Here is a 19847-nt window from a genome sequence, read left to right as displayed (position 1 = left end):
TCTCGACCGCTCGAAAACGCGACACGACAGGTCGCGCACCCGCGCACAAAGAGGACACATTAGCGTTTTCCGTCTGGGGGCGGCAGATTTTGGTGCAGCGTGTCTTGCCTCGAGATCATCGAGTGTGCACTACTGTTTCGGAAAGTGGGCGGTGTCGCGAGCCGACGCGATAAGGAGGTAACGGTGCGTGAACTTCGAGTGATCGGGGTGACGCCCGACTCCACGCACATCGTGTGCATCGACACCGAGTCCGGCCAGAAGTTCCGGCTGCCCGCAGACGACAAGCTACGAGCCGCCGCGCGCGGAGACCTTGCCCGATTCGGCCAGATCGAGATCGAAATGGAAGCTTCTATGCGTCCTCGCGATATCCAGGCTCGTATCCGCGCCGGAGCCTCCGTCGAACAGGTCACCGAAGAATCCGGCATGCCCGCCAGCCGGGTCGAGCGTTTCGCGTATCCCGTGCTGTTGGAGCGCGCCCGCGCCGCCGAGCTCGCCCAGAAGGCGCACCCGGTCCGCCCCGACGGCCCCGCCGTGGAAACCCTGATCGATATCGTCACCGCCGCGTTCACCGAGCGCGGGCACACGCTCGAGAACGCCGAGTGGGATGCGTGGAAGGACGAGAAGGGCTTCTGGGTCGCCCAGTTGCAGTGGCAGAACGGGCGTTCCGAGATCGCCGCGCACTGGCGCTACCAGCCCGACGCGCACGGCGGTTCGGTCTCGCCGCTCGACGATCCCGCCGCGGATCTGATCGATCCCGATTTCGGCCGTGCGCTGCGCGGTCTGGCGACCGTCCTGCCGCCGCAAGCCGAGCTGGAGGCGCCCGCGCCGGCCGAACCCGTCGTCGAGCCGCGCAAGGAAACTCCCCCGGCGCCCACCGCGCGTCCCGCGACGGCCCGGCAGCCGCAGCCGACCCTGGACGAGTACTTCGAGCAGCGGGCAGTGGCCGCGGGCGGTAGCGCGGCGACGATCCCGGCCGCGAGCACCAGCACCGCGACACCGGCGGCGAGCACCAACACGGCGCCCGCGCCGAGCGCCAAGACCACTCCCGCGGCGAGCGCCAAGACCACTCCCGCGACGAGCACGACCGCCACCCCGGCGGCGAGCGCTCCCACCACCAGCGCACCGGCCGCCGCCGCGAACACCTCGGCTCCGGCCGCGAATGCCGCGCCCGCCGAGGAGAACACCAAGCCCGGCAACGCAAAGTCCGCGCCCGCCAAGCCGAACCGCACCAAGCGCGGCAAGGCGCCCATGCCGTCCTGGGAGGACGTGCTGCTCGGCGTGCGCAGCTCGGGTCACTGACCGTCCGCGCCGCGGTTTTCGGCGCACCCGGAAGTTTGCTGAATCGCTAGTCGAGGTTGCTGGATCACAGTTCCACCCCGAAAACTCGATTGCGCCCCGAAATTCTCTTCGCGCTGGCGTGTTCCGTTGCCGAAGCTGCGTCGCGGGTCGTCCGAGGCGAGTAGATTTTCCGATGTGTCGAAGACGACGTGCGCCGTCATCCGACACGGACGGTAGCTGGAAGTTCGCGGAATAGTTTCGTGCGACCATCGGGAGGTGCCGGAAATGCTGTCCAAAGCCTCGTCTCTCTGGTATGTCGACGCCCCCGACCCGTTGGCGGTACTGCGCGCCGATCACGACCCGGAGCCCGAGGCCGCGCTGGCGCTCGCCAAACAGCTCTACGGCGACCACGACGTGGTGCCGAAGATGGTCGGCACGCTCGGCGGCTGCGCGGGCCCGGACACCGACGAGGTGTACATCGGCTGCTATCCCGGTGTCACAGTTGTGTGTTCGGCACAGGCCGCGCTACCGAGGCCGACACGATTGCCGGAGCTGCTTGTTCGCCCGCTCGCCTCCGACCACACCTATCTGATCTCCTTCGACACCCTCATCGGCTGGGGCGCGTTCGCGCACTGGGAGCGCGGGGAATTCCGCCGTGCGTTCAGTTCGACCAGGGTGAACATCCTGGAGGACGAGGGACTTCCGCTGGTCTGGGAGCGGTCGTACTGGGCGGGTGAGCATCCCGTTCGCTGGCATGCCGGAGAATTGCCGGACCCGCAGACGCTGCCCTTCGACCCGCCCGATTTCGCCGACGCCGCCAACAACGAATGGCTCGGCTTCCACTACCGGGCTCCCTCGCCGCAGGGCGCGCTGGCGCCGGGCGATATCGCGGTGTGCGGATTCACGCTGTACCCGAAAGGCGAGGCGCCGGATCGCTCGAAGTCGATCGGCCCGGAAGTGATCGAGCCCGCGATCAAGCCGAGGCGTGGGCTGTTCGGTTGGCTGCGCGGCGGAGATCGCGTCGGCTGAGGGCGATCGTCTCGGCCGCCGAATGTCCCGGCGCCGGATCACTCGCCGCCGGAGTCACAGCGCCGGATCGTCCAGCGCCCCGGCATCACAGCGCCGACAAACCCTCGACGATCAGCGCGAACCACCCGAGCACAACGCCGACACCGCAGCCGAGCAGCACCCATCTGGTCACCGGCGTGAAACGCGAGCGCCACGCGGTCGGCGCCGCGCCACCGGCGGCGACCAGGTTCACCGCGACGGCCAGCAGCGGATGCACCTGGGCGAGGGCGATCCCGAACGCGTAGACGGCCACCGCCGCCAGCAGCGCCACCATCACCACCACAGTGATGCCCGCGGCCCACGGCGTCGGGTCCTGCGCGGGCGGATAGCCGCGGTACGCGCCGTTCGTCGGGTGATCCACCATGTCCTCGTCCCTCACGACGTTCTCACTCGTTCATAGAACGCCATGGCCGCGGCCGTGGCCACATTCAGCGAATCGGTGCCCGGCGACATCGGGATGCGCGCGCGGATGTCGGTCGCCCGCATCGCTTCCTCGGTGAGTCCGGGCCCCTCCGCGCCGAGCAACAGCGCGACCCGCTTGCCCGTCATCGCGGCGGCCAGATTCGGCGCCGTGGGGTTCGGGGTGAGCGCGATGATCTGAAATCCTTTGCGCCGCAGTAGTTCCAGGCCGTTCGGCCAGTCCGGCACCGACGCGAACGGCACCCGCAGGACATGCCCCATCGACACCCGGACCGCGCGCCGGTACAGCGGATCGGCGCACCGGTCCCCGAACAGGATCGCCTCGGCCCCCAGCCCCGCCGCATTGCGGAACATCGACCCTAGATTCTCGTGATCGTTCACGCCCTCCAAGACGGCGACGGTTCGCGCGCCCTCGGTCACCTCGTCGAGCGTCAGCTCGGCGGGCCGCCGCGCCACCGCGAGCACCCCGCGATTGAGATGGAACCCCACGATCTCGGCCATGACCTCGGCCGTAGCCCGGTAGAACGGCACGTCCACCCCGGCCAGATCCTCGGCCAACTGCTCGTACCTGCGCGCGACCCCCATCAGCGCGCTGGGCCGGAAGCGCGAGTCCAGCATCCGTTGCACGACAACCACGCCCTCGGCGATCACCAGCCCCTTGCGCCCCGGCAGGTCGGGCCGCCGATCCGCCGACGCCAGGTCGCGAAAATCGTCGACCCGGGAATCGCTGGGATCATCGATATCGATCACTTCGGCCACCGCCATATCCTGCCCGCCCCCGGACCCCGACCAGAAACCGCCACCCGCGAATCGTTCCCTCCCGGTCCCAGGCTGCCGACCGGCGCGGTGACGCAGCGAAATTCCGGTGCGCGGCGGTGTTCATACATGGGACGATCTGCCCATGACGCTCGTACCCGGCATCACCATTCGATCGGCGACCGAGGCGGATGCCGCGGCGATCAGGTTGCTGTCCGAGACCTCGTTCGGGGTCCGGCAGGACGATGCGTGGCTGGAACGGGCGGTGCGATTGTTCGCGCCGCTGGACACGATCGTGGCGGTGGACGGTGATCGCGTAGTCGGGCAGGTTCACTCGCGAGAGATGATCCTGACCGTGCCGGGCGAGCGAACGGTCTCGGCCCGCGGCATCGCGGGGGTCAGTGTGGCGCCGACGCACCGCAGGCGCGGCATTCTGCGGGCGATGTACGTCGAACAGCACCGGCGCACCGAGGCGCAGGGCCTGCCGCTGACCATTTTCACGGCCAGCGAGGGCGGCATCTACGGTCGGTTCGGCTACGGCCCCGCGGTGCGCCAGAACGCGGTCACCATCGACCGCAGGTTCGCCGAATTCCTGCCGACCACACCGGATCCGGGTGGCGTCGAGCTCGTGATGCTCGCGAGTGTCACCGACCGGGTTCGCGAGATCTACGACCGCTGGCGCAGGCTGACGCCGGGCGCGCAGGTGCGGCCGGACGCGTCGTGGGGCAACCTGTTCGCCGATCCGGAGCGGTTCCGCCGCGGCGGCTCCGACCTTTTCACGCTGCTGCATCCGGACGGCTACGCGCTGTATCGCTACCACCACGAAGTCAGGGAGATGACCGTCGAGATCGACGAGATGCGGGCGGTCACCGCCGACGCGCACGCGGCGCTCTGGCGCGCGCTGTTCGGTCTGGACCTGGTCACCCGGATCAAGGCGGAGCTCAGCGACAACGACCCACTCCCCTATCTGCTGAAGAACCCGCGGCTGGTTCGCACGACCGCCCGCTACGACGGCCTCTGGCTGCGTCTCATGGACGTCCCCGCGGCGCTCGCGGCCCGCGACTACCGGACCGATCTCGATGTCGTCCTCTCCGTCACCGATCCCTTCCGCGACGCGGGCGGCGTTTTCGCGCTCACCGTGCGCGACGGACGCGCCGAGTGTGTGCCCACCGACCGGGCCGCCGACATCGAACTGGGCATCGACGTGCTCGGCAGCATGTACCTCGGCGCGTACCCGGCGCGCGCGTTCGCGGCGGCGAATCGGTTGCAGGCCAAGGATTCCGCCAAGCTGCGCGCGCTGGAGGAGGCGTTCGGCGCCGATCGCGACGCGGTGCTGGGTTGGTTCTTCTGACGAAGGGGCCGGTTCTCCCGGCCGACGCGCCCGGCCGGTAACTTCCCCGCGGCCGGGCGCTGGCTGGCATCCTGGAGATATGAAGCCGCTTCAGCTGGTCCTCAACATCATCTGGCTCATCTTCGCCGGGTTCTGGATGGCGCTCGGCTACATCCTGGCCGGGATCATCTGCTGCATCCTGATCATCACGATCCCGTTCGGCATCGCCTCGTTCCGCATCGCGGCCTACGTGCTGTGGCCGTTCGGCCGCACGACGGTGGAGAAGCCCGGCGCGGGGGCGGGCTCGCTGATCGGCAACATCATCTGGTTCATCGTGGCGGGCTGGTGGCTCGCGCTCGGCCACCTGCTGACCAGCATCCCGCTGTTCCTGTCGATCATCGGCATCCCGTTCGGCTGGGCGAACCTGAAGTTCATTCCGCTCTCGTTGTTCCCGCTCGGACGCGAGATCGTCGACAGCGACCAGCCGTTCGCCGCCAGGTAGGGAAGCACCACTCGCGATCCCGCGCGAAGCGGACTACTCCGATTCGGAGACGATCTGCTTCATGATGGCGACGGCTCGGGTGAGGATCTCGAGCTGGTCGCCGGTGAGGGTGGAGAGCTGTTCGGTCATCCAGGCTTCGCGGGCGCTGGCCTCGTCGGCGATCAGCGCCCGGCCGGATTCCGAGAGAGAGACGATGATTTGGCGGCCGTCTGTCGGGTGCGGCTTGCGCTCCACCAACTTCAGATCGGTCAGCGACGCGATGACCCTGGTCATCGACGGCGGCTGCACCCGCTCCTTGGCGGCCAGCGCGCCGGGCGTCATCGCGCCCTCGCGCGCCAAGGTGGCGAGGGCGGAGAGCTGGGTCAGCGAGATCTGTGAGTCGGCGCGTCGCCCCCGCAGATGTCGCGTCAGCCGAACCACCGCCAGCGAGAGTTCACCGGCGAGGGCTCTAACATCCGATGACGTTGTCACAGTGGCAAACGATACGGGACCCGCTGGGTGCGGCATGCCGGTTCCCGCAGCTACGCTGAGCCCGTGACCCAGAAAGTGCCGGAGATCCCGCCGCGGCTGACCGATCCGCGGCCGGTGCTCGTCGTCGGCAGCGCGCTGTGGGTGGTCGCCACCATCGTCGTGTGGGCCGGACCCGAGAGCTGGGAGCCGGCGCTTCCCGTCTGTCTGATGGGTCTGGTGGTCGGCCTCATCGGCTCGACCATCTTCCTGATCCAGCGCCGCGGCGCCCGGCGCGGCGACAAGGGCGCGCAGACCGGTCTGGAGTGATCAGCTCACCTGGAATTCCGCACTCACCCCGGTGAAGGGGCGCAGCACGCCGTCGGCGCCGAGGCTGTCGGCGAAGTGCACGAAGCGGTACTGCCCCGGCTCCGCGTCGGCGGGAACGTCCCAGGTGAACCGGGCCACCGATTCGGCGGACCCGCGCTTGCTCCAGTGATACCGCACCGCCCACTCCCCCTCGTTGGCAACGCGCACCCAGCCGGTTCCGGTGCTGCGCTGCACCTCGAGGAAGGTGCCGTTGCGTCGCGGGTTGTGCTTCGGGTGGGCCGAAACGAACTCGGCGACAACGCGTTCGCCGCGTGCGCAGGAGGCGGGCTGGGTCAGCACGTCGCCGAAGCCACGGCCCGGCGGGGTGGCGTCGGGACCCGGCGCGGGCACGAAGTTCGGCTGGAGGTTCGAAACGTCACGCGGCGCGGGTCCGCGCGCGACCGTCGCCCCGGCCGCCAAAGCCGTTGCCAGGCGGTGGAATTCCTGCTGGTAGGCGGGCAACGTGTAGCGGCCGTAGAGCGTCGAGGCGCCCTCGTACTGCTGGGCGTCGTATTCCTCTGGGGTGGTGACGTATTCGTGGTAGGCATTGGCGTAGCCCTGGAGCAGCACCTGTTCCACGTCGACGCCCAGCGCCTCCGCCACGGCCCTGCGCACCCGCAGCCCGGACACGATGGTGAACTCACCGCCCGCGGCGGCCAGGTACAACTCGCCGATCCGCATCAGCTGGATCGGCACCACGCTCGGCACCCACGGCACCGGCGGAAGCAGACCGAGCGGCGCGGCAATCGCCTTGGGCGCCTGGGCATCCGCTAGCCAGGCCGGTGCGGGCTGGTTCGGATCGCCGAGCGCGCCGAGGAACGGGTTGCGCACGCCTTCCGGGATCGGGCCGCCCGGCAGACCGGGGCCGTCCTCGACGCTGCCCGCGATCAGCGAGACGCCCGCGGCGGCCGGAGCGGTGTGCCGCGGTCGACCGTCCGGGGTGAATCGCCCGTCGACCGCGATGTTCGCCAGGTCGATGTAGCAGAGCAGGGAGTCGACGGGTCCGCTCAGCGAGCGTGCCGCGTTGAGCGCGTCCTCGGCGGCGTCGTGTTGGCGTTCACCGATGATCCGGGTGTTCTCGAACTCGTCCTCGGTCGGTCCCGATCCGGGGCGCAGATTCAGGTTCGGCGACATGTCGCCCGCGTTGGTCTGGGCGAAGGCCGACACGAAATCCGGTGCGCCGTCGAGGTATCGGACGCCGTGGTCGGTGTGTTCGTGGGCGAAGGAGGCGTAACCCTTGTTGTCACCGCTGATCAACCGGTTGGCGTTGGTCATCGACGTGTTGTGCGTCGCGAACCAGGTGATCGCGCCGATCCGCTTGCCGCCCTTGGCAATCGAGAGCGCGGTCACCGCCGGGTCGATGGCGTCGGGGAAGTAGGCGCGATCGGCGGCCGGGTTGCGGTCGAAGGCGACGCGCGAGCGGTTGACGCTGGCGTCGTGCAGTTCCGCGCGGCCGAGCGCGAGCGACGCGGGCCCGAGATCGGCGTGCGCGGCCGCGACGGCCTCCACGATCCCGTTCACCTCGGCGTCGTACACCTGCTGTTGGAACCCGAGGATGGACAGGTTGTAGGCGTAGTCGTGACTGGAGCCGCCGCAGGTCGCGTGCGAGTGAGTGGAGGTGAGCAGCACGTTCTGCTCGGTGTAGAGATCGCCGAACCGACGGGCCAGCTCGAGCAGCACGCCGCGGTGCACCGACTGGAAGATCATGCCGTTCTCCGCGACGACGAACACGACGCGCCGCCCGCCCGCGGCGATCACGTACGCGCGCGCCCGCGGGCGCAGGTGGATGCCCGCGGTGGTCTGCTCCAGCTGGGAGTAACCCATCATTCCGCACTCGGCGGCCGGGCCGGTGATGTCGGAGATGCCGACGCCCACCTGATAGCCCGAGTCCGGCGCGGCGGCGGCGGGACCCGCGGTCGGCCCCGATCCGATCGTCGTGGCGGCGGCGAGCGCCGCCGACCCCGCCGCGGTTCGGGCGAGAACCGTTCTGCGTGACACCGGCATCCGAGCCTCCCTTCGTCCGTTTGGCAGCGAACCACACAACTGGACGCGCGTCCAGTCCAGATTTTTCGGCGGCGCGAATTGACTGCACGCGCCGCGAGCGCTTAACTCGCTGAGGTGTCCTCCCGATTGAGCGTCGAAGAACGACGGGCCCACCTTATCGAGGCCGCTATCGGCCTTGCCGAAAAAAAGGGCGTGGCCGGTGTGACCACGCGCGATGTGGCTCAAGCAGCCGGTGTCTCACTCGGTGTGGTGCATTACTGTTTCGAAAATAAGGACGCGCTGATGACCGAGCTGGTCAAGGCGTTGTCGATGGAATTACGCGATTCCGTCGACGCCAATGAAACAGTTTGGCAAGACGTCGAAAGTGGAAAAGAAGCGCTTCAAAAATTGGTGCGCGCCGGACTCGAACTGATGTGGCTGAACATCGAAGCCACACCGGAACGACAACTGCTCACTTACGAAACAACCACATATGCGTTGCGCGAAGGGGAACAGACCCCGAAGAAACTCGCGATCGCGCGCGAACAGTACGCCTTCAACGACTCCACGGTCGCCGACATCCTCGATCACGCGCGCGACGCCACGGCCACCTCGTGGTCGGTGCCGGTGCAGACACTGAGCCGGTTCACCCTCAACGTGATCGACGGCGTCGTGTTGCGCTGGCTGGTCGACAACGACAGCGAAGCGGTGCGGGCGCAGCTCGATCTGCTGAGCGAGATGCTCGCGGGGTACGCGACCTAGGCCCTCCGCTGTTCGTAGCGTCTAAGGTCTCTCGAACGTCGTTCCGTCGATGATGCTTTCGGGCGTCGTCGTGTCGATGAGGCTCGGGACGCGGATGTGCGTCTCGGTCCCCACGCGCCACCAAGGCACCGACACCGTCCCGGTCACCGCGCCGGACAGCCGCACGCGCAGGTCGTCGTGCAGCACCAGCTCGCCGTCCTGCGGTGCGAGTGAGAACAGTTCGCGCAGAACCACTCCCAGCGGGTCGGCGGACCACGAGGTGCGGCGGCCCGCGCCGAGTACCTCGGCTGTCACCGACTCCGAGACCAGCGGCAGGTCGAGCAGGGTCGCCAGGCTCGGTGCGGTCTCCTGGTCGCCGAGCACCAGGCGATCCGGGGGCAGTGCGAGGCCGAACCACGGCAGGTCGAGCACCATCGCGTCGGCGGCTTGCACCGCGTCGCCGGACAGTACGCGCACCCGTTCCGGCAGCACCAGCTCGGTGAGATCGAGACGGGACGCCGCGGCGGCCAGGTGGCGGTGCGCGCGCGAAACGATCTGCGGCTCAGGGTTGTTCGCCGGATCGGCCAGCGCCGCGAGCAGCGCCTCGGCGAGGTCCGGGGTGATTCGCTCCGGATCCGCGAGGACCGAGCGCAGTACCGCCAAGTCGGCGTGGCTCAGGCCGGGAATCGCGAACTGTGGGAGCAGCCCGGTGAATTCGGTGTCGTCGGGATGCAGGTGGTGGCCGAGCGGGATGCCGTCGAGGCGGGCATGCCTGCGCAGCCACCACGCGGTGTAGCCGTCCGGGTCGGCGAGCAGACGCCTGGTCTTCGGTTCGGCGAGCAGCTGGTGCAGAGCGTCCGGCCAGGCGATGTCGTCGATCAGGTCCAGGTCACGGACGGCCGCGAACTCGGCGGGCTCCTCGGGCAGGCTGGCCCACCAGGACTCTTCGTCGTCCAGATGATGATCGGGCCCGGTCGGGTCGGACTCGGAGACGACGCCGAAATCCCAGCCGACGCCCACGGCCCGCAGCGCCTGCGCGCCGTACTCGTCCACGATTTCCTTGGCGACGGTGCCCAGCGGCGCGTCCTCGACGAGCAGCGCGTACAGCGGCGCCTCGGGCAGCAGCAGCTCGTCGGCGGGCAGCAATTCGCCTGCGGTGTCCGGCAATTCGATCGAGCCGAGCCAGGGCGGCAGCGCGTCCGGATCGGCGTACGCGGCCAAACGGAGCACCGCGTCGACCAGGTCGGGATCATCGGGGTGGTCTTCCAGGTCCGCGTGCAGCGCCGGATCGGCGAGCAGGTCCGCCGCGGTGGCCGAGCGCGCACCGAGCCTGGACAGCAGTGGGTGCGCGGCCTCCGGATGGACCAGGCGCGCCCAGTGCAGCGGGATGGCGACCTCGAGCATGTCGTCGAGGACGACCGTGCGCGGACCGGTCACCAGGCGGCCGTCGGCCAGCGGAACAGCCAGCGCGCCGAGCTCTTCGGCGGACAGCGGGTCGACCACGAACGGCTCCAGCGCCGCATACCAATCCCGCCACCAAGCGGGCGGGCGCTCCACACCGGCGGAGAGTTCGGCGAGCCGGGCGAGGCCGAGGCGGTGCACGTCCAGTACCGCGAGGGCCTCGGTGTGGGCGCGGCCCGAGAGCTCGGGGATGACCAAGGGGCCGACGATGTCGTCGAGGAGGTCGGCCAATTCCGGTGTGAGGTCGGGGAAGACGCTCGCGCGGGCGGGTACGGCCGCGGGAATTTCATTTGCGGCTGGTCCGACGGCAGGGTGCGCGCCGGGCCCGGACTCCACGGCAAGACCAGATGCCGGGCCGGAGTAAGTCCCCGCTGCGACGGTGGACGCAGCACCGGAACTGGACTCGGCGCCGACGTTCGGGTCGGCGTAGAGGTCCAGCTCGGCAGGGGTGGGCCCAGCGGCGGAGTCGGCAGCCGCTTCGAAGCTCGACCCCGCGACGGCGCCCAACCGGGCGGCGGAGTTCGGCGCGGCGTCGAGATTCAGCTCAGCGGCAGGGCCAGCTTCGGTGACGCGGCCCGGCTCGGCGGCGGGACCAGGCTTCGAGGGTGCGCCGACCACCGGCAGCCAGGGGTGCGTTTGCAGTTCGCGGATGAGGGCCTCACGGAGCAGGCCGTCGGTCTCGCTGCGGGCGAACCCTGGTGTGGGGACCAGGACGAGGCGGTCGGTCGCGGGGAGGGCGCGTGCGAAATCGGCGTAGCCGGAGGCCAGTTCGGTGATGCGGGCGCCGGGTAGCAGGCGGCGCCGGTCCGGTTGCATCGGAATGTCGGCGATCAGCAGGGCCGGGAGGGACAGTTCCTCGTCGGAGCGCGTGGGCGCGCGAAGGACGTCGTGCGGTGCGGCGTGGGGTTTGCCCTCGCGCAGCGGCAGCAGCCATCTCGCGCGGGCGGTGCGGAACTGCCACCACGTTCGGCGACGATCATCCGGACCCGACACCTGTAGTTCCTGGAGGCCGCCGCCGAGTTCGCGCACCGCGGAGGTGAACTCGTCGTCGCCGATCCGAATGGATTGCAGGGCGGGCAGTTCCAGGAGCAGATCCGCGGCCTCGTCGCGCAGGGCGGCGAGCAATGCGTCGGCGTCGATGTCGGCGTGCAGGCGCAATACGACTTCGGTGTCGAACCCCGGTGTGGGACCTGCCTCCAGCGGCCAGGTCAACCGAAGGGCAGGAGGTTGGAAAGCTTGCGCGGCGTCGTTCGGAACCGTGTTGCCCGCCGAACCGGCCGTACCGTCGCTCGGCGCAACGGCGGTGTCGTCGCTCGGCGCAACGGCAGTACCGTCCCTCGACACAACGGCCGAACGGTCGCCCGACACAGCGGCCGAATCATCGCGCGACGCAACGGCCGAACGGTCGCCCGACACAGCGGCCGAATCATCGCGCGACGCAACGGCAGTACCGTCGCCCGACGCAACGGCCGAACGATCGCCCGACACAACGGCCGAATCATCGCGCGATGCAACGGCCGAATCATCGCGCGACGCAACGGCAGTATCGTCGCCCGATGCAACGGCCGGATGGTTGCGCGGCGCGTCGGCCTGACGATGGTGATCGGCGACCAGGCCCGGTGTAGCTATCCCATACTCGCGCAGGGCCTCTCGCGTCCTGGCGCGGGAGAAGTGCAGCGACCCGGTGGTGGAACGGAATTCGATGTCGTCGCTCACCGCGAGCACGGCGGTGAAGCCGACGCCGAACCGGCCGACGGAGGTCGGCTCGGCCTTTCCGGAAGCGCGCAGGGCGGTGAGCGCGTGGACGCCGGAGAGCTCCAAGGGCGCACCGGTGTTCGCGATGTACAGCGTGCGACCGTCCAGCCGAACGGAGATCCGACCCGCGGCACCCGCTTTGGCCGCGGCGTCGGCGGCGTTCTGCGCCAGCTCGGTCAGCAGGCGATCGCGGTAACCGGCCCGGACCAGATCCGCCTCGGTGGCGGCATCCTCCCGAAGCCGGGTCGGCGAATCACGCCAGGAAGCGAGGACGGCGGCGCGCAGCCCCTCGGTGCCGAACGGGTCGGCCGAGCCCGTCAGTTCCGCGGCGATGACCCGGACTCCGGTCCCGCGTCGGTCGCCGAACCCGGCTCGGCGGCAACGTCAGTCGCAGCCGCGTCGGTCTCACCCTCCGCCGCATCGTCAACCGTGGCGATTTCACCCGACGGCTGCTCCGCGTCGGTCTTCGAACCGAACTCGGCGGCGACATCGTTCGCGGCACCTTCGGCCTCGTCCTCGGCCGCGGCGACATCCGCGGCGAGGAGGTCGCGCGGCGTCGACGGTTCCGCCGCATCGGCAACGGCCGACTCGGCCGCCGTCGCGTCGGCGATCGCCTCCGGCTGAGCCCCGGTCGCGGCAGCTTCGGCGACCACTTCCGCCTGCTCGACTCCCTCGACGCCGGTCGCGGCTTCACCCTCGACAGCGATTCGCTCGTCGCTGCTGGCCACGGCATCGGTGACCGCCTCCGACTCCGCCTGTTCGACGCCCACAGCGCCGGTCGTGGCTTCGCCGTCGACAGCCGTCTGCTCGTCGACCACGGCATCGGCCTGAGCATCACCGCTCACGGCGGCACCATCGGCGCTCAGCTCGGTTGCGGTCGAAGCCGTTTCGGCCAGAGCGGCCTCGGCACCGGTCGCTTCCGCCTGCCCAGCGTCCGCGGTCTCGACTCCCGACTCGCCCGCATCGGCCGACGGCGCTGTCTCAGCGCTCACATCCACATCGGCGGCCGTCTCCGAGGGCACCGACGGGTGTACCTCGGCGCTCGTCTCGGCGGCGTCCGCCTCAGCGGCGACGGCCTCCGGCTCGGACCGGACGGTCTCAGCACTCACGTCGGCAGCGCCGTTCTCCGGGGTGACGGCAGCCTCTGGCACCGACGGGGCGCTAACAGCGCTCGCGTCGGCAGCGCCGTCCTCGATCGCGATGGCGGCTTCCGGCACCGACTGGGCGCTTTCGGCGCTCAGGTCGACAGCGGCCGCCTCGGACGCATCGGCCGCTTCCGACACGGATGGAGCAGTGCTCCCGGCACCGTCCTCGGTCACGGCGGCCGTCTCTCCTACCGACGAGACGCTTTCAGCGCTCGACTCGCCAGCGGGAACCGACGCATCGGCCGTCTCCACTTCAGCGGAAACCTCTTCGTCCGCAACCTCTTCGGCAACGGACCGCTCGGCGTCTTTGCCCAACTCCTCCGGCGCGATCACATCGAACGCCGCGTCGTCGTAGGCCTCGTACAGCGGCGAACCGTTGCCCGTCGGTGCGACGACGTCGGAATGCGCGCCGCATCCGTATTCGACGTGCACCACGTGTCCGTCCGCGCCCATCGCGTTGCCGCAGACGCCGAAAGCGGCGCGCAGGGCACCGGCGAGCGGGACGTAGAAGCCGCACTTGCCGCAGGTGGACGGCGCGGCCTTGGCCATCTCGGTGTCGGGGCCGTATTCGGAGTACCAGCGTTCGGCGGCCTCGATACGGCCTTCCTCGCTGAGCACCTTGGTGCGGCCGAGGCCGATCTCCAGCGCGACCTCGTCGACCTCCGGGTCGCCGCTGCGCACGTAGCCGGGCACCAGCCGGGGGTCGTCCTGTGGCGGGGCGAGCAGGTCGCCGGGCGCGAGATCGCCCGGCCGGATCCGCTGGTCCCACGGCACGAATTCGGGCGCGACCAAGGCGTCCGGACCGGGCAGCAGCGCGGACTCGCTGACCGTCGCGCGATCGGCGCCGGGTGGGGCCGCCACGACGACGGCCCACTGCCAGCCGCGATAGCCGGGCAGGGTGGCCTCGAAACGGTGGGTCGCCGCGCTCTCGTCCTCGACGCTGATGCCGAGGTGCGCGCCGACGGCGGAGGGCTCCAACTCCAGGAGCGCACGGCGGGCCAGGTCCGCGGCTTCGGCAAGGACCGGCCGGACGTCGGACTCCGAAACAGATGCTGCGCTCACGGCCTACATTTTGCCGTATGGAGCGGAATCGGCGTGCGTTGGCCATCGGTGTGCTGGTCGGTCTGCTCGCGACGTGCGGTTGCGGCGCCGAGGAGCCCGAGCCGCCGCGGCTGCGGATAGAGGTCGTCGGCACCCGGCCGCACGATCCGAAAGCCTTCACCCAGGGCCTCGAGGTGCACGGCGACGTCCTCTACGAAGGCACCGGACTGCGTGGTCGCTCCACCGTGCGCGCGACGGATCTGCGGACCGGCGCCGAACTGGCCCGCGCCGAAGTCCCCGCCCCGTATTTCGGCGAGGGCATCGCCAGAGCGGGCGACACGCTGTGGCAGCTCACCTGGCAGGACGGCATCGCTTTCGCGCGCGACCCGGTCACCCTCGCAACCCGGGCCGAGGCCGCCTACCAGGGCGAGGGCTGGGGCCTGTGCGCGCGGGACGGCCGGTTGGTCATGAGCGACGGCTCGAACACGCTGACCTTCCGCGACCCGGCCACCTTCGCCCCCACCGGTTCGGTGACCTTGAAGAACCGCAGCGGCGCGCACCTGAACGAACTCGATTGCGCAACGGACGGTTCCGTCTACGCCAACGACTACCCGACGAACCGGATCCTGCGCATCGACCCGGACACCGGCGAAGTGCTCGGCGTCGCCGACGCCGCCGACCTGCTCACCCGCGAGCAGCGCGCCCAGGCCGACGTGCTCAACGGCATCGCCCAGCTCCCGGGCACCGACCGCTTCCTGATCACCGGGAAATACTGGCCGACCGTGTTCGAGGTCCGTTTCGTGCCCGCCTGAATCGCGGCGGGACGCGAGGAACGTCACTTCTGCCCGGCAACGAGGAGCGCCGGTGCGTTCCTCTCGCCGTAGTACGACAGAATTGAGTGGTGACTACTCCGCGCGATCCCTTCGGTCCCGAGCGTGGTCCATGGGATGGCGAGGAGCCGCCGATCGAACGGCATCCCGGCTACGACCGATATCCCCCGCCCAACGCGCCCGCCCGGCGCAGGCCGCTGCCGCCGCTGGATCCCGGCCGCAACGCACCGCAGCGCGGTCCGCTCGGCCCATTGCGCAAAACGCCGCAGGAGCCCGACCCGCGCGCTCGAACACGCGAGCTCGGCCGCCGAGGGCAGGACGACGAGCCGACACGGAAGACCTCGCGCCGCGTCTTCCCGCGGCGGCCCGCCGACACCAAGCGCTTCGAGGCGCCGGACCTGCCGCCCGAGCCGGCGCAGCCGGAACCGGCCGCACCGCCGCCCGAACAGCGCACACCGCGCAAGCTGACCGTCACCAGGGTCGCCGCGCTGCGCGGCCGGGAGCTGACCGAGAAGGGCATCGCCACCTTCCAGCGCGCGGCCAAGGCCGACGGCGCGGACAAGTCCGGCCTCACCGCGCTGACCTACGCCACCATGGCGAACTTCGCGCTGGACGCCGCGATCGCGGTGGCGCTGGCCAACACGCTGTTCTTCGCCAGCGCCACCGCGGAGAGCAAGTCCAAGGTCGCGCTGTACCTGTTGATCACCATCGCGCCGTTCGCGGTGATCGCGCCGCTGATCGGCCCGCTGCTGGACCGATTGCAGCGCGGCCGCAGGCTGGCACTCGCCACCTCGTTCGGCGCGCGCGCCGTGCTCGCCGTGGTGCTGATCTTGCAGTTCGACACGTGGGCGCTCTATCCGCTCGCGCTGTGCATGATGATCGGCAGCAAGTCGTTCTCGGTGCTCAAGAGCGCCGTGACACCGCGCGTGCTACCGCCGGATATCGACTTGGTGCGCACCAACTCCCGGCTCACCGTCTTCGGTCTGGTCGGCGGCACCATCGGCGCGGGCGGCATCGCGGCGCTCGTCGCGGCGATCACGAGTTCCACGGGCGCGCTCGTGCTCGCCGTCCTCATCGCGGGCGCGGGCGCCTATCTGAGTCTGCGCATCCCGCGGTGGGTGGAGGTGACCGAGGGCGAAGTGCCCGCGACCCTGAGCTATCACGGCGACGACGCGAACACCGAGGTGCTGCGCGAGGGCGCGCAGTCCGCCGTGCCCGCGCGCAAACGCAGGCAGCCGCTCGGGCGCGCCGTCGTCACCGGACTGTGGGGCAACAGCGCCATCCGCGTGCTGACCGGCTTCCTGACCTTCTACGTGGCGTTCGTCGCCAAGGCGACCGAGCACCGGCCGGTGCAACAGGCGGCGATGCTCGGCGTGGTCGGCGCGGCCGCCGCGATCGGCAACTTCACCGGCAACGCCACCGGCGCCCGCCTGGCGCTCGGCAGGCCCTCGCTGATCGTGCTCGGCTGCACCGCCGCGTGCACCGGGGTCGCGGTGTTCGCGATCTTCGCCGACAACCTGCTCGGCGCGGCGGTCGCGACCCTGGTCGCGGCGGGCGCGAGCGCGCTGGCGAAGGTGTCGCTGGACGCCTCGATCCAGGACGATCTGCCGCCGGAGTCGATCGCCTCCGGCTTCGGCCGCTCGGAGACCGTGCTGCAACTGAGCTGGGTGGTCGGCGGCGCGGCGGGCGTGCTGCTGCCGACCGACTACTGGAAGGGCTTCGCGGTCGTTTCCGGAATACTCGTGCTCGGACTGATCCAGACCTTCGTCAGCTACCGCGGCCATTCGCTGTTGCCCGGCTTCGGCGGGAACCGGCCGCAGCACGCGGAACAGGAAGTGCCCGCGGCGCGGAAACCGCACGGCGACGGCATCCAACGAGAAACGGGAGATCCGATCTGGTGAACAAGCTCTCTGGCCGCACAGTCGCCGCGCTGGTCGGTGTCGCGCTGACGCTCGTAGTCGCGGTTACCGCCGTCGTGGTGATCGTGGCGGTGCGCAACGCGCCCGAGCACGACCCCGAGATCACCGCCTACGCGTACGGCAAGTCGGTCACGGTGCCGCCGTACCAGTACTGCGACATCCGGATCGTCGGCGACGACCAGCTCGACCTATCCAATTGCCGCCAGGGCGAATCCGTCGATCTCGAGGTGCCCGCGGGCTACCCGCTGCAACTGTCGCTGCCGCATTCGATCGCGGAGGCACCGTGGCTGGCGCAGCTGGTCTACGCGCTGCCGAACGGCGACATCGTGGATCGGGTCATCAGCCACAACGACTACCCCGACGGCACGCTGGCGCTGACCATCGATTCGCGTCCGCTGCCCGAACTCCGCCTCATCGGTGTGGAATTGCAGCTGCCGGTGCCCGCGATCGACGAGAGCGGCAGGGAGACAACCGTTCCGCACGCCGCCTGGTCGATCCGCACGGCCTGACCGCTCGATCCGCCGGGCGCGCACGGCATCCCGGCGGATCGGTCGAAATGCGTATCGCCGCCTTCGCTCCGGCCGTGCGCGGGGCTATCGACCTGTGTCGATCAGTGGTCGAGTTCCCGCGCGACGGCCCGGACGACCTCGGAAATGGTGCGCGCGGACTTGCGATCCGGGTACCGGCCCTTGCGCAGGTCCGGCTGCACCTTGGTCTCCAGCAGGGTGATCATGTCCTCGACCATCCCGTGCAGTTCGTCGGGCGTGCGGCGCGGACCGGCGGGTTCCTTGCGGTTGCCGCGATCGCGTTCCTGGCCCTGCCGCACCGACGGCAACGCCTCGAGCAGCTTCAGGCTCAGCGCCTGCGGACCGCGACGGCCCGCCGCCATGCCGAATTCGACGCGCTGCCCGGGCTTCAGGCCTTCGACACCGTCGGGCAGCGCGGACGAGCGGACGTAGACGTCCTCACCCTCGTCCTGGGAAAGGAAGCCGAAGCCCTTTTCGACGTCGTACCACTTCACCCTGCCGGTCGGCACTGCGCTCACCCGTTCATCATCGACACCCGGACCCGGACGGTCCGAGCACATCCGTCTGCTCGAAACTGCGCGGCGAATTCCCGCCGGGAGCAGCTCCTGTCAGTTTGCGAAAAGAACGCGCCCCACAAGCCTGTAGGACGCGATTGTCATCGAGTCTACCCCGGTGGCAATAACCGAAGCACATCAGTTTTACGGTCGAGAGGTGACGAACCCTTCCGCGCCGCCGCCGCCGAGCGACTCGCCGCGCCGCTCCGGAGATTGGTTGTTGAAGCTCGCGCTCGCTCTGTTCGCGATCGGATTGCTGGCGGTCATCGCGATCTTCCTGACGCCGATCCTCACCGACGGCCTGCCGGGACTGTGGCTGTACCTGCTCGCGATGCTCGCGCCCGTCGGCTTCCTCTGCGCGCTGATGTTCGCGCTGTGGTCCGGCCGCCGGTCCAGATGACCGCGAACTGAGTACCCGACCGGTTCGTTACCCACTCCAAGGTGTGATCCTCGTCACATCACGGGAAGGTCACGGAGGGGCAACAGTGCTAGAGCAGCGTCGTGTCGCGCCTCCTAGCTGCGCGGAAGCGGTCACGCACCCACCGAGACCACATCGAGACCCGCGCGTACACGCCGGTTACCAAATAGTGATTTTTCGCGCGGATCGACGTACGGTCTATCCCAGCCGGGACACCCGGCACCACCGGCCCGCCGCACCGAACCTCGCCCCGCGGGTACCGGACCCCGACGGATAACAGGGGCGAGGGCGGGACGGACGACCTCTCAGTCCGAACCCGAGCGAAACCTCGCAGGTGCGGACGAGAGGAAGACACCCGATATGAGTGGACGCCATCGCAAGCCGACCTCCACCGGGCGCACCGTAGCCAAGGTCGCCGTCACCGGCGCGATCTTCGGCACCGCAGGTGTGGCCCTCGCTGGAAACGCCAGCGCGGCTCCCGACTCCGACTGGGATCGCCTCGCACAGTGTGAAGCCGGCGGCAACTGGGGCATCAACACCGGCAACGGTTTCCAGGGCGGCCTGCAATTCTCCCCGAGCACCTGGAACTCGCACGGCGGCCAGGAGTTCGCGGCCACCGCCAACCAGGCCTCCCGCGAAGAGCAGATCGTCGTCGCCGAAAAGGTCCTGGCCTCGCAAGGCTGGGGCGCTTGGCCGTCGTGCTCGGCCAAGCTGGGGCTGAAGAGCGCCCCGACCGAGCGCAGCGCTCCGGCCAGCGCGGAGGCTCCGCGCTGGAACCCCGAGCCGTCCGCACCGCAGGCCCAGGCCCAGGCCGCCGACGCCAACCAAGAGATCTTCCAGGCCGTCGACCGCGCGATCGCCGCGGTGCAGCAGCAGGGCGTGCAGATTCCGCAGCCCGCACTCGATTTCTTCAACGCCGCCAAGGCGAACGGGGTCACGCTGGATCCCGCCGTCGTGAACTTCTACGAGGCGAACAAGGGCCTGCTGCCCTCCTGAGTCTCGTTTCACGAACAAGGCCCCCGCATCAACGAGGATGCGGGGGCCTTGTTCGTACCTGCGGCCGCGGTCGGCCGAGATCAGCGGTTGATCACCGTGTGCGGGTGCACGTAGGCCAGCTGCTCGGCCGGAACCGGAAACTCGGTGTCCTCGCCGTAGGGCGACAGGCCACCGGACCGGGTCGAGGAGAGCTCGGTGACCGCGTGATCACCATCGGCCACCTGGGGCCAACCGTTGTCGACATAGGGCTTCTTAGATTTGTTCACCACGCCCCTCATGCTAGCTCCCCCGCCTCTCCGCGTTTCAG

General features: G+C 69.7%; 18 protein-coding genes and 2 pseudogenes. 11 read left to right on the top strand and 9 right to left on the bottom strand.

Annotated features, from left to right (window positions below):
- Window positions 1–183: 183 nt before the first annotated feature.
- Both sepH and T333_RS06410 read left to right on the top strand, forming a co-directional pair.
- Complete coding sequence (gene sepH / locus T333_RS06415; protein WP_355000251.1) at window positions 184–1299, top strand: septation protein SepH; 1116 nt, start codon at window positions 184–186, stop codon at window positions 1297–1299.
- A 264-nt stretch (window positions 1300–1563) separates the two neighbouring features.
- Entirely contained in the window at window positions 1564–2307 is a 744-nt protein-coding gene (locus T333_RS06410) for a DUF6928 family protein (RefSeq protein WP_355000252.1), read from the top strand.
- Between the two features lie 85 nt (window positions 2308–2392).
- On the opposite strand, the gene T333_RS06405 is transcribed toward T333_RS06410, so the two are convergent.
- Window positions 2393–2710, bottom strand: a complete 318-nt coding sequence (locus tag T333_RS06405; protein WP_357246592.1) for a DUF2537 domain-containing protein — start codon at window positions 2708–2710, stop codon at window positions 2393–2395.
- A gap of 11 nt (window positions 2711–2721) precedes the next feature.
- Window positions 2722–3525 carry a TrmH family RNA methyltransferase gene (locus T333_RS06400; protein ID WP_355000253.1) on the bottom strand — a complete coding sequence of 268 codons (804 nt, stop codon included), beginning with the start codon at window positions 3523–3525 and terminating at the stop codon, window positions 2722–2724.
- Between the two features lie 142 nt (window positions 3526–3667).
- On the opposite strand from T333_RS06400, the gene T333_RS06395 reads away from it, so the two are divergent.
- Entirely contained in the window at window positions 3668–4873 is a 1206-nt protein-coding gene (locus T333_RS06395) for a GNAT family N-acetyltransferase (RefSeq protein ID WP_496423895.1), read from the top strand.
- Between the two features lie 79 nt (window positions 4874–4952).
- On the top strand, window positions 4953–5354 hold the full coding sequence (locus tag T333_RS06390) for a YccF domain-containing protein (RefSeq protein ID WP_355000255.1): 402 nt from the start codon (window positions 4953–4955) through the stop codon (window positions 5352–5354).
- Between the two features lie 33 nt (window positions 5355–5387).
- Here T333_RS06390 and T333_RS06385 read toward each other — a convergent pair whose 3' ends face one another.
- Window positions 5388–5861, bottom strand: a complete 474-nt coding sequence (locus T333_RS06385) for a MarR family winged helix-turn-helix transcriptional regulator (protein ID WP_355000256.1) — start codon at window positions 5859–5861, stop codon at window positions 5388–5390.
- A 27-nt stretch (window positions 5862–5888) separates the two neighbouring features.
- Here T333_RS06385 and T333_RS06380 point away from each other — a divergent pair, with 27 nt between their 5' ends.
- Complete coding sequence (locus T333_RS06380) at window positions 5889–6131, top strand: DUF2530 domain-containing protein (protein ID WP_355000257.1); 243 nt, start codon at window positions 5889–5891, stop codon at window positions 6129–6131.
- Here T333_RS06380 and T333_RS06375 read toward each other — a convergent pair whose 3' ends face one another.
- On the bottom strand, window positions 6132–8174 hold the full coding sequence (locus tag T333_RS06375) for a neutral/alkaline ceramidase (protein ID WP_496423894.1): 2043 nt from the start codon (window positions 8172–8174) through the stop codon (window positions 6132–6134). It abuts the gene before it with no gap.
- Between the two features lie 126 nt (window positions 8175–8300).
- Here T333_RS06375 and T333_RS06370 point away from each other — a divergent pair, with 126 nt between their 5' ends.
- Window positions 8301–8915: a TetR/AcrR family transcriptional regulator gene (locus T333_RS06370; protein WP_355000259.1), complete on the top strand. Its 615-nt coding sequence runs from the start codon at window positions 8301–8303 to the stop codon at window positions 8913–8915.
- 21 nt (window positions 8916–8936) lie between these two features.
- Here the strand turns inward: T333_RS06370 and T333_RS06365 are convergent, their stop codons facing one another.
- The 3 genes and pseudogenes from T333_RS06365 to T333_RS06355 all read right to left on the bottom strand — a co-directional run.
- Window positions 8937–11567, bottom strand: coding sequence for an ATP-binding protein (locus T333_RS06365; protein ID WP_496423893.1), 2631 nt, complete (start codon window positions 11565–11567; stop codon window positions 8937–8939).
- 405 nt (window positions 11568–11972) lie between these two features.
- A pseudogene (locus tag T333_RS06360) lies at window positions 11973–12431 on the bottom strand (sacsin N-terminal ATP-binding-like domain-containing protein); the annotation flags it as partial.
- Window positions 12432–13486: 1055 nt separating this feature from the next.
- A pseudogene (locus tag T333_RS06355) lies at window positions 13487–14317 on the bottom strand (DUF3027 domain-containing protein); the annotation flags it as partial.
- Between the two features lie 17 nt (window positions 14318–14334).
- Here T333_RS06355 and T333_RS06350 point away from each other — a divergent pair.
- The 3 genes from T333_RS06350 (at window position 14335) to T333_RS06340 (ending at window position 17554) form a co-directional block, all read left to right on the top strand.
- A complete protein-coding gene (locus T333_RS06350) occupies window positions 14335–15108 on the top strand; it encodes a glutaminyl-peptide cyclotransferase (protein ID WP_496423892.1) in 774 nt (257 codons plus the stop codon).
- 89 nt (window positions 15109–15197) lie between these two features.
- Window positions 15198–17027: an MFS transporter gene (locus T333_RS06345; protein WP_496423891.1), complete on the top strand. Its 1830-nt coding sequence runs from the start codon at window positions 15198–15200 to the stop codon at window positions 17025–17027.
- Entirely contained in the window at window positions 17024–17554 is a 531-nt protein-coding gene (locus tag T333_RS06340) for a DUF2771 domain-containing protein (RefSeq protein ID WP_355000262.1), read from the top strand. Before T333_RS06345 ends, T333_RS06340 begins: the two co-directional genes overlap by 4 nt.
- 101 nt (window positions 17555–17655) lie before the next feature.
- Here T333_RS06340 and T333_RS06335 read toward each other — a convergent pair whose 3' ends face one another.
- On the bottom strand, window positions 17656–18081 hold the full coding sequence (locus tag T333_RS06335; RefSeq protein ID WP_496424155.1) for a cold-shock protein: 426 nt from the start codon (window positions 18079–18081) through the stop codon (window positions 17656–17658).
- 202 nt (window positions 18082–18283) lie between these two features.
- Here T333_RS06335 and T333_RS06330 point away from each other — a divergent pair, with 202 nt between their 5' ends.
- Both T333_RS06330 and T333_RS06325 read left to right on the top strand, forming a co-directional pair.
- Window positions 18284–18526 (top strand): hypothetical protein, encoded by a 243-nt coding sequence (locus T333_RS06330; protein WP_496423890.1) that lies wholly within the window; start codon window positions 18284–18286, stop codon window positions 18524–18526.
- 378 nt (window positions 18527–18904) lie between these two features.
- Window positions 18905–19540, top strand: coding sequence for a resuscitation-promoting factor Rpf1 domain-containing protein (locus T333_RS06325; protein ID WP_496423889.1), 636 nt, complete (start codon window positions 18905–18907; stop codon window positions 19538–19540).
- Window positions 19541–19620: 80 nt separating this feature from the next.
- On the opposite strand, the gene T333_RS06320 is transcribed toward T333_RS06325, so the two are convergent.
- Complete coding sequence (locus tag T333_RS06320) at window positions 19621–19809, bottom strand: hypothetical protein (RefSeq protein ID WP_067840224.1); 189 nt, start codon at window positions 19807–19809, stop codon at window positions 19621–19623.
- Between the last annotated feature and the right edge of the window lie 38 nt (window positions 19810–19847).

This window comes from Nocardia sp. CNS-044, from assembly GCF_059570515.1.
Note: the sequence above shows the minus strand (reverse complement) of the source record. Positions and strands in the feature narration are given on the sequence as shown.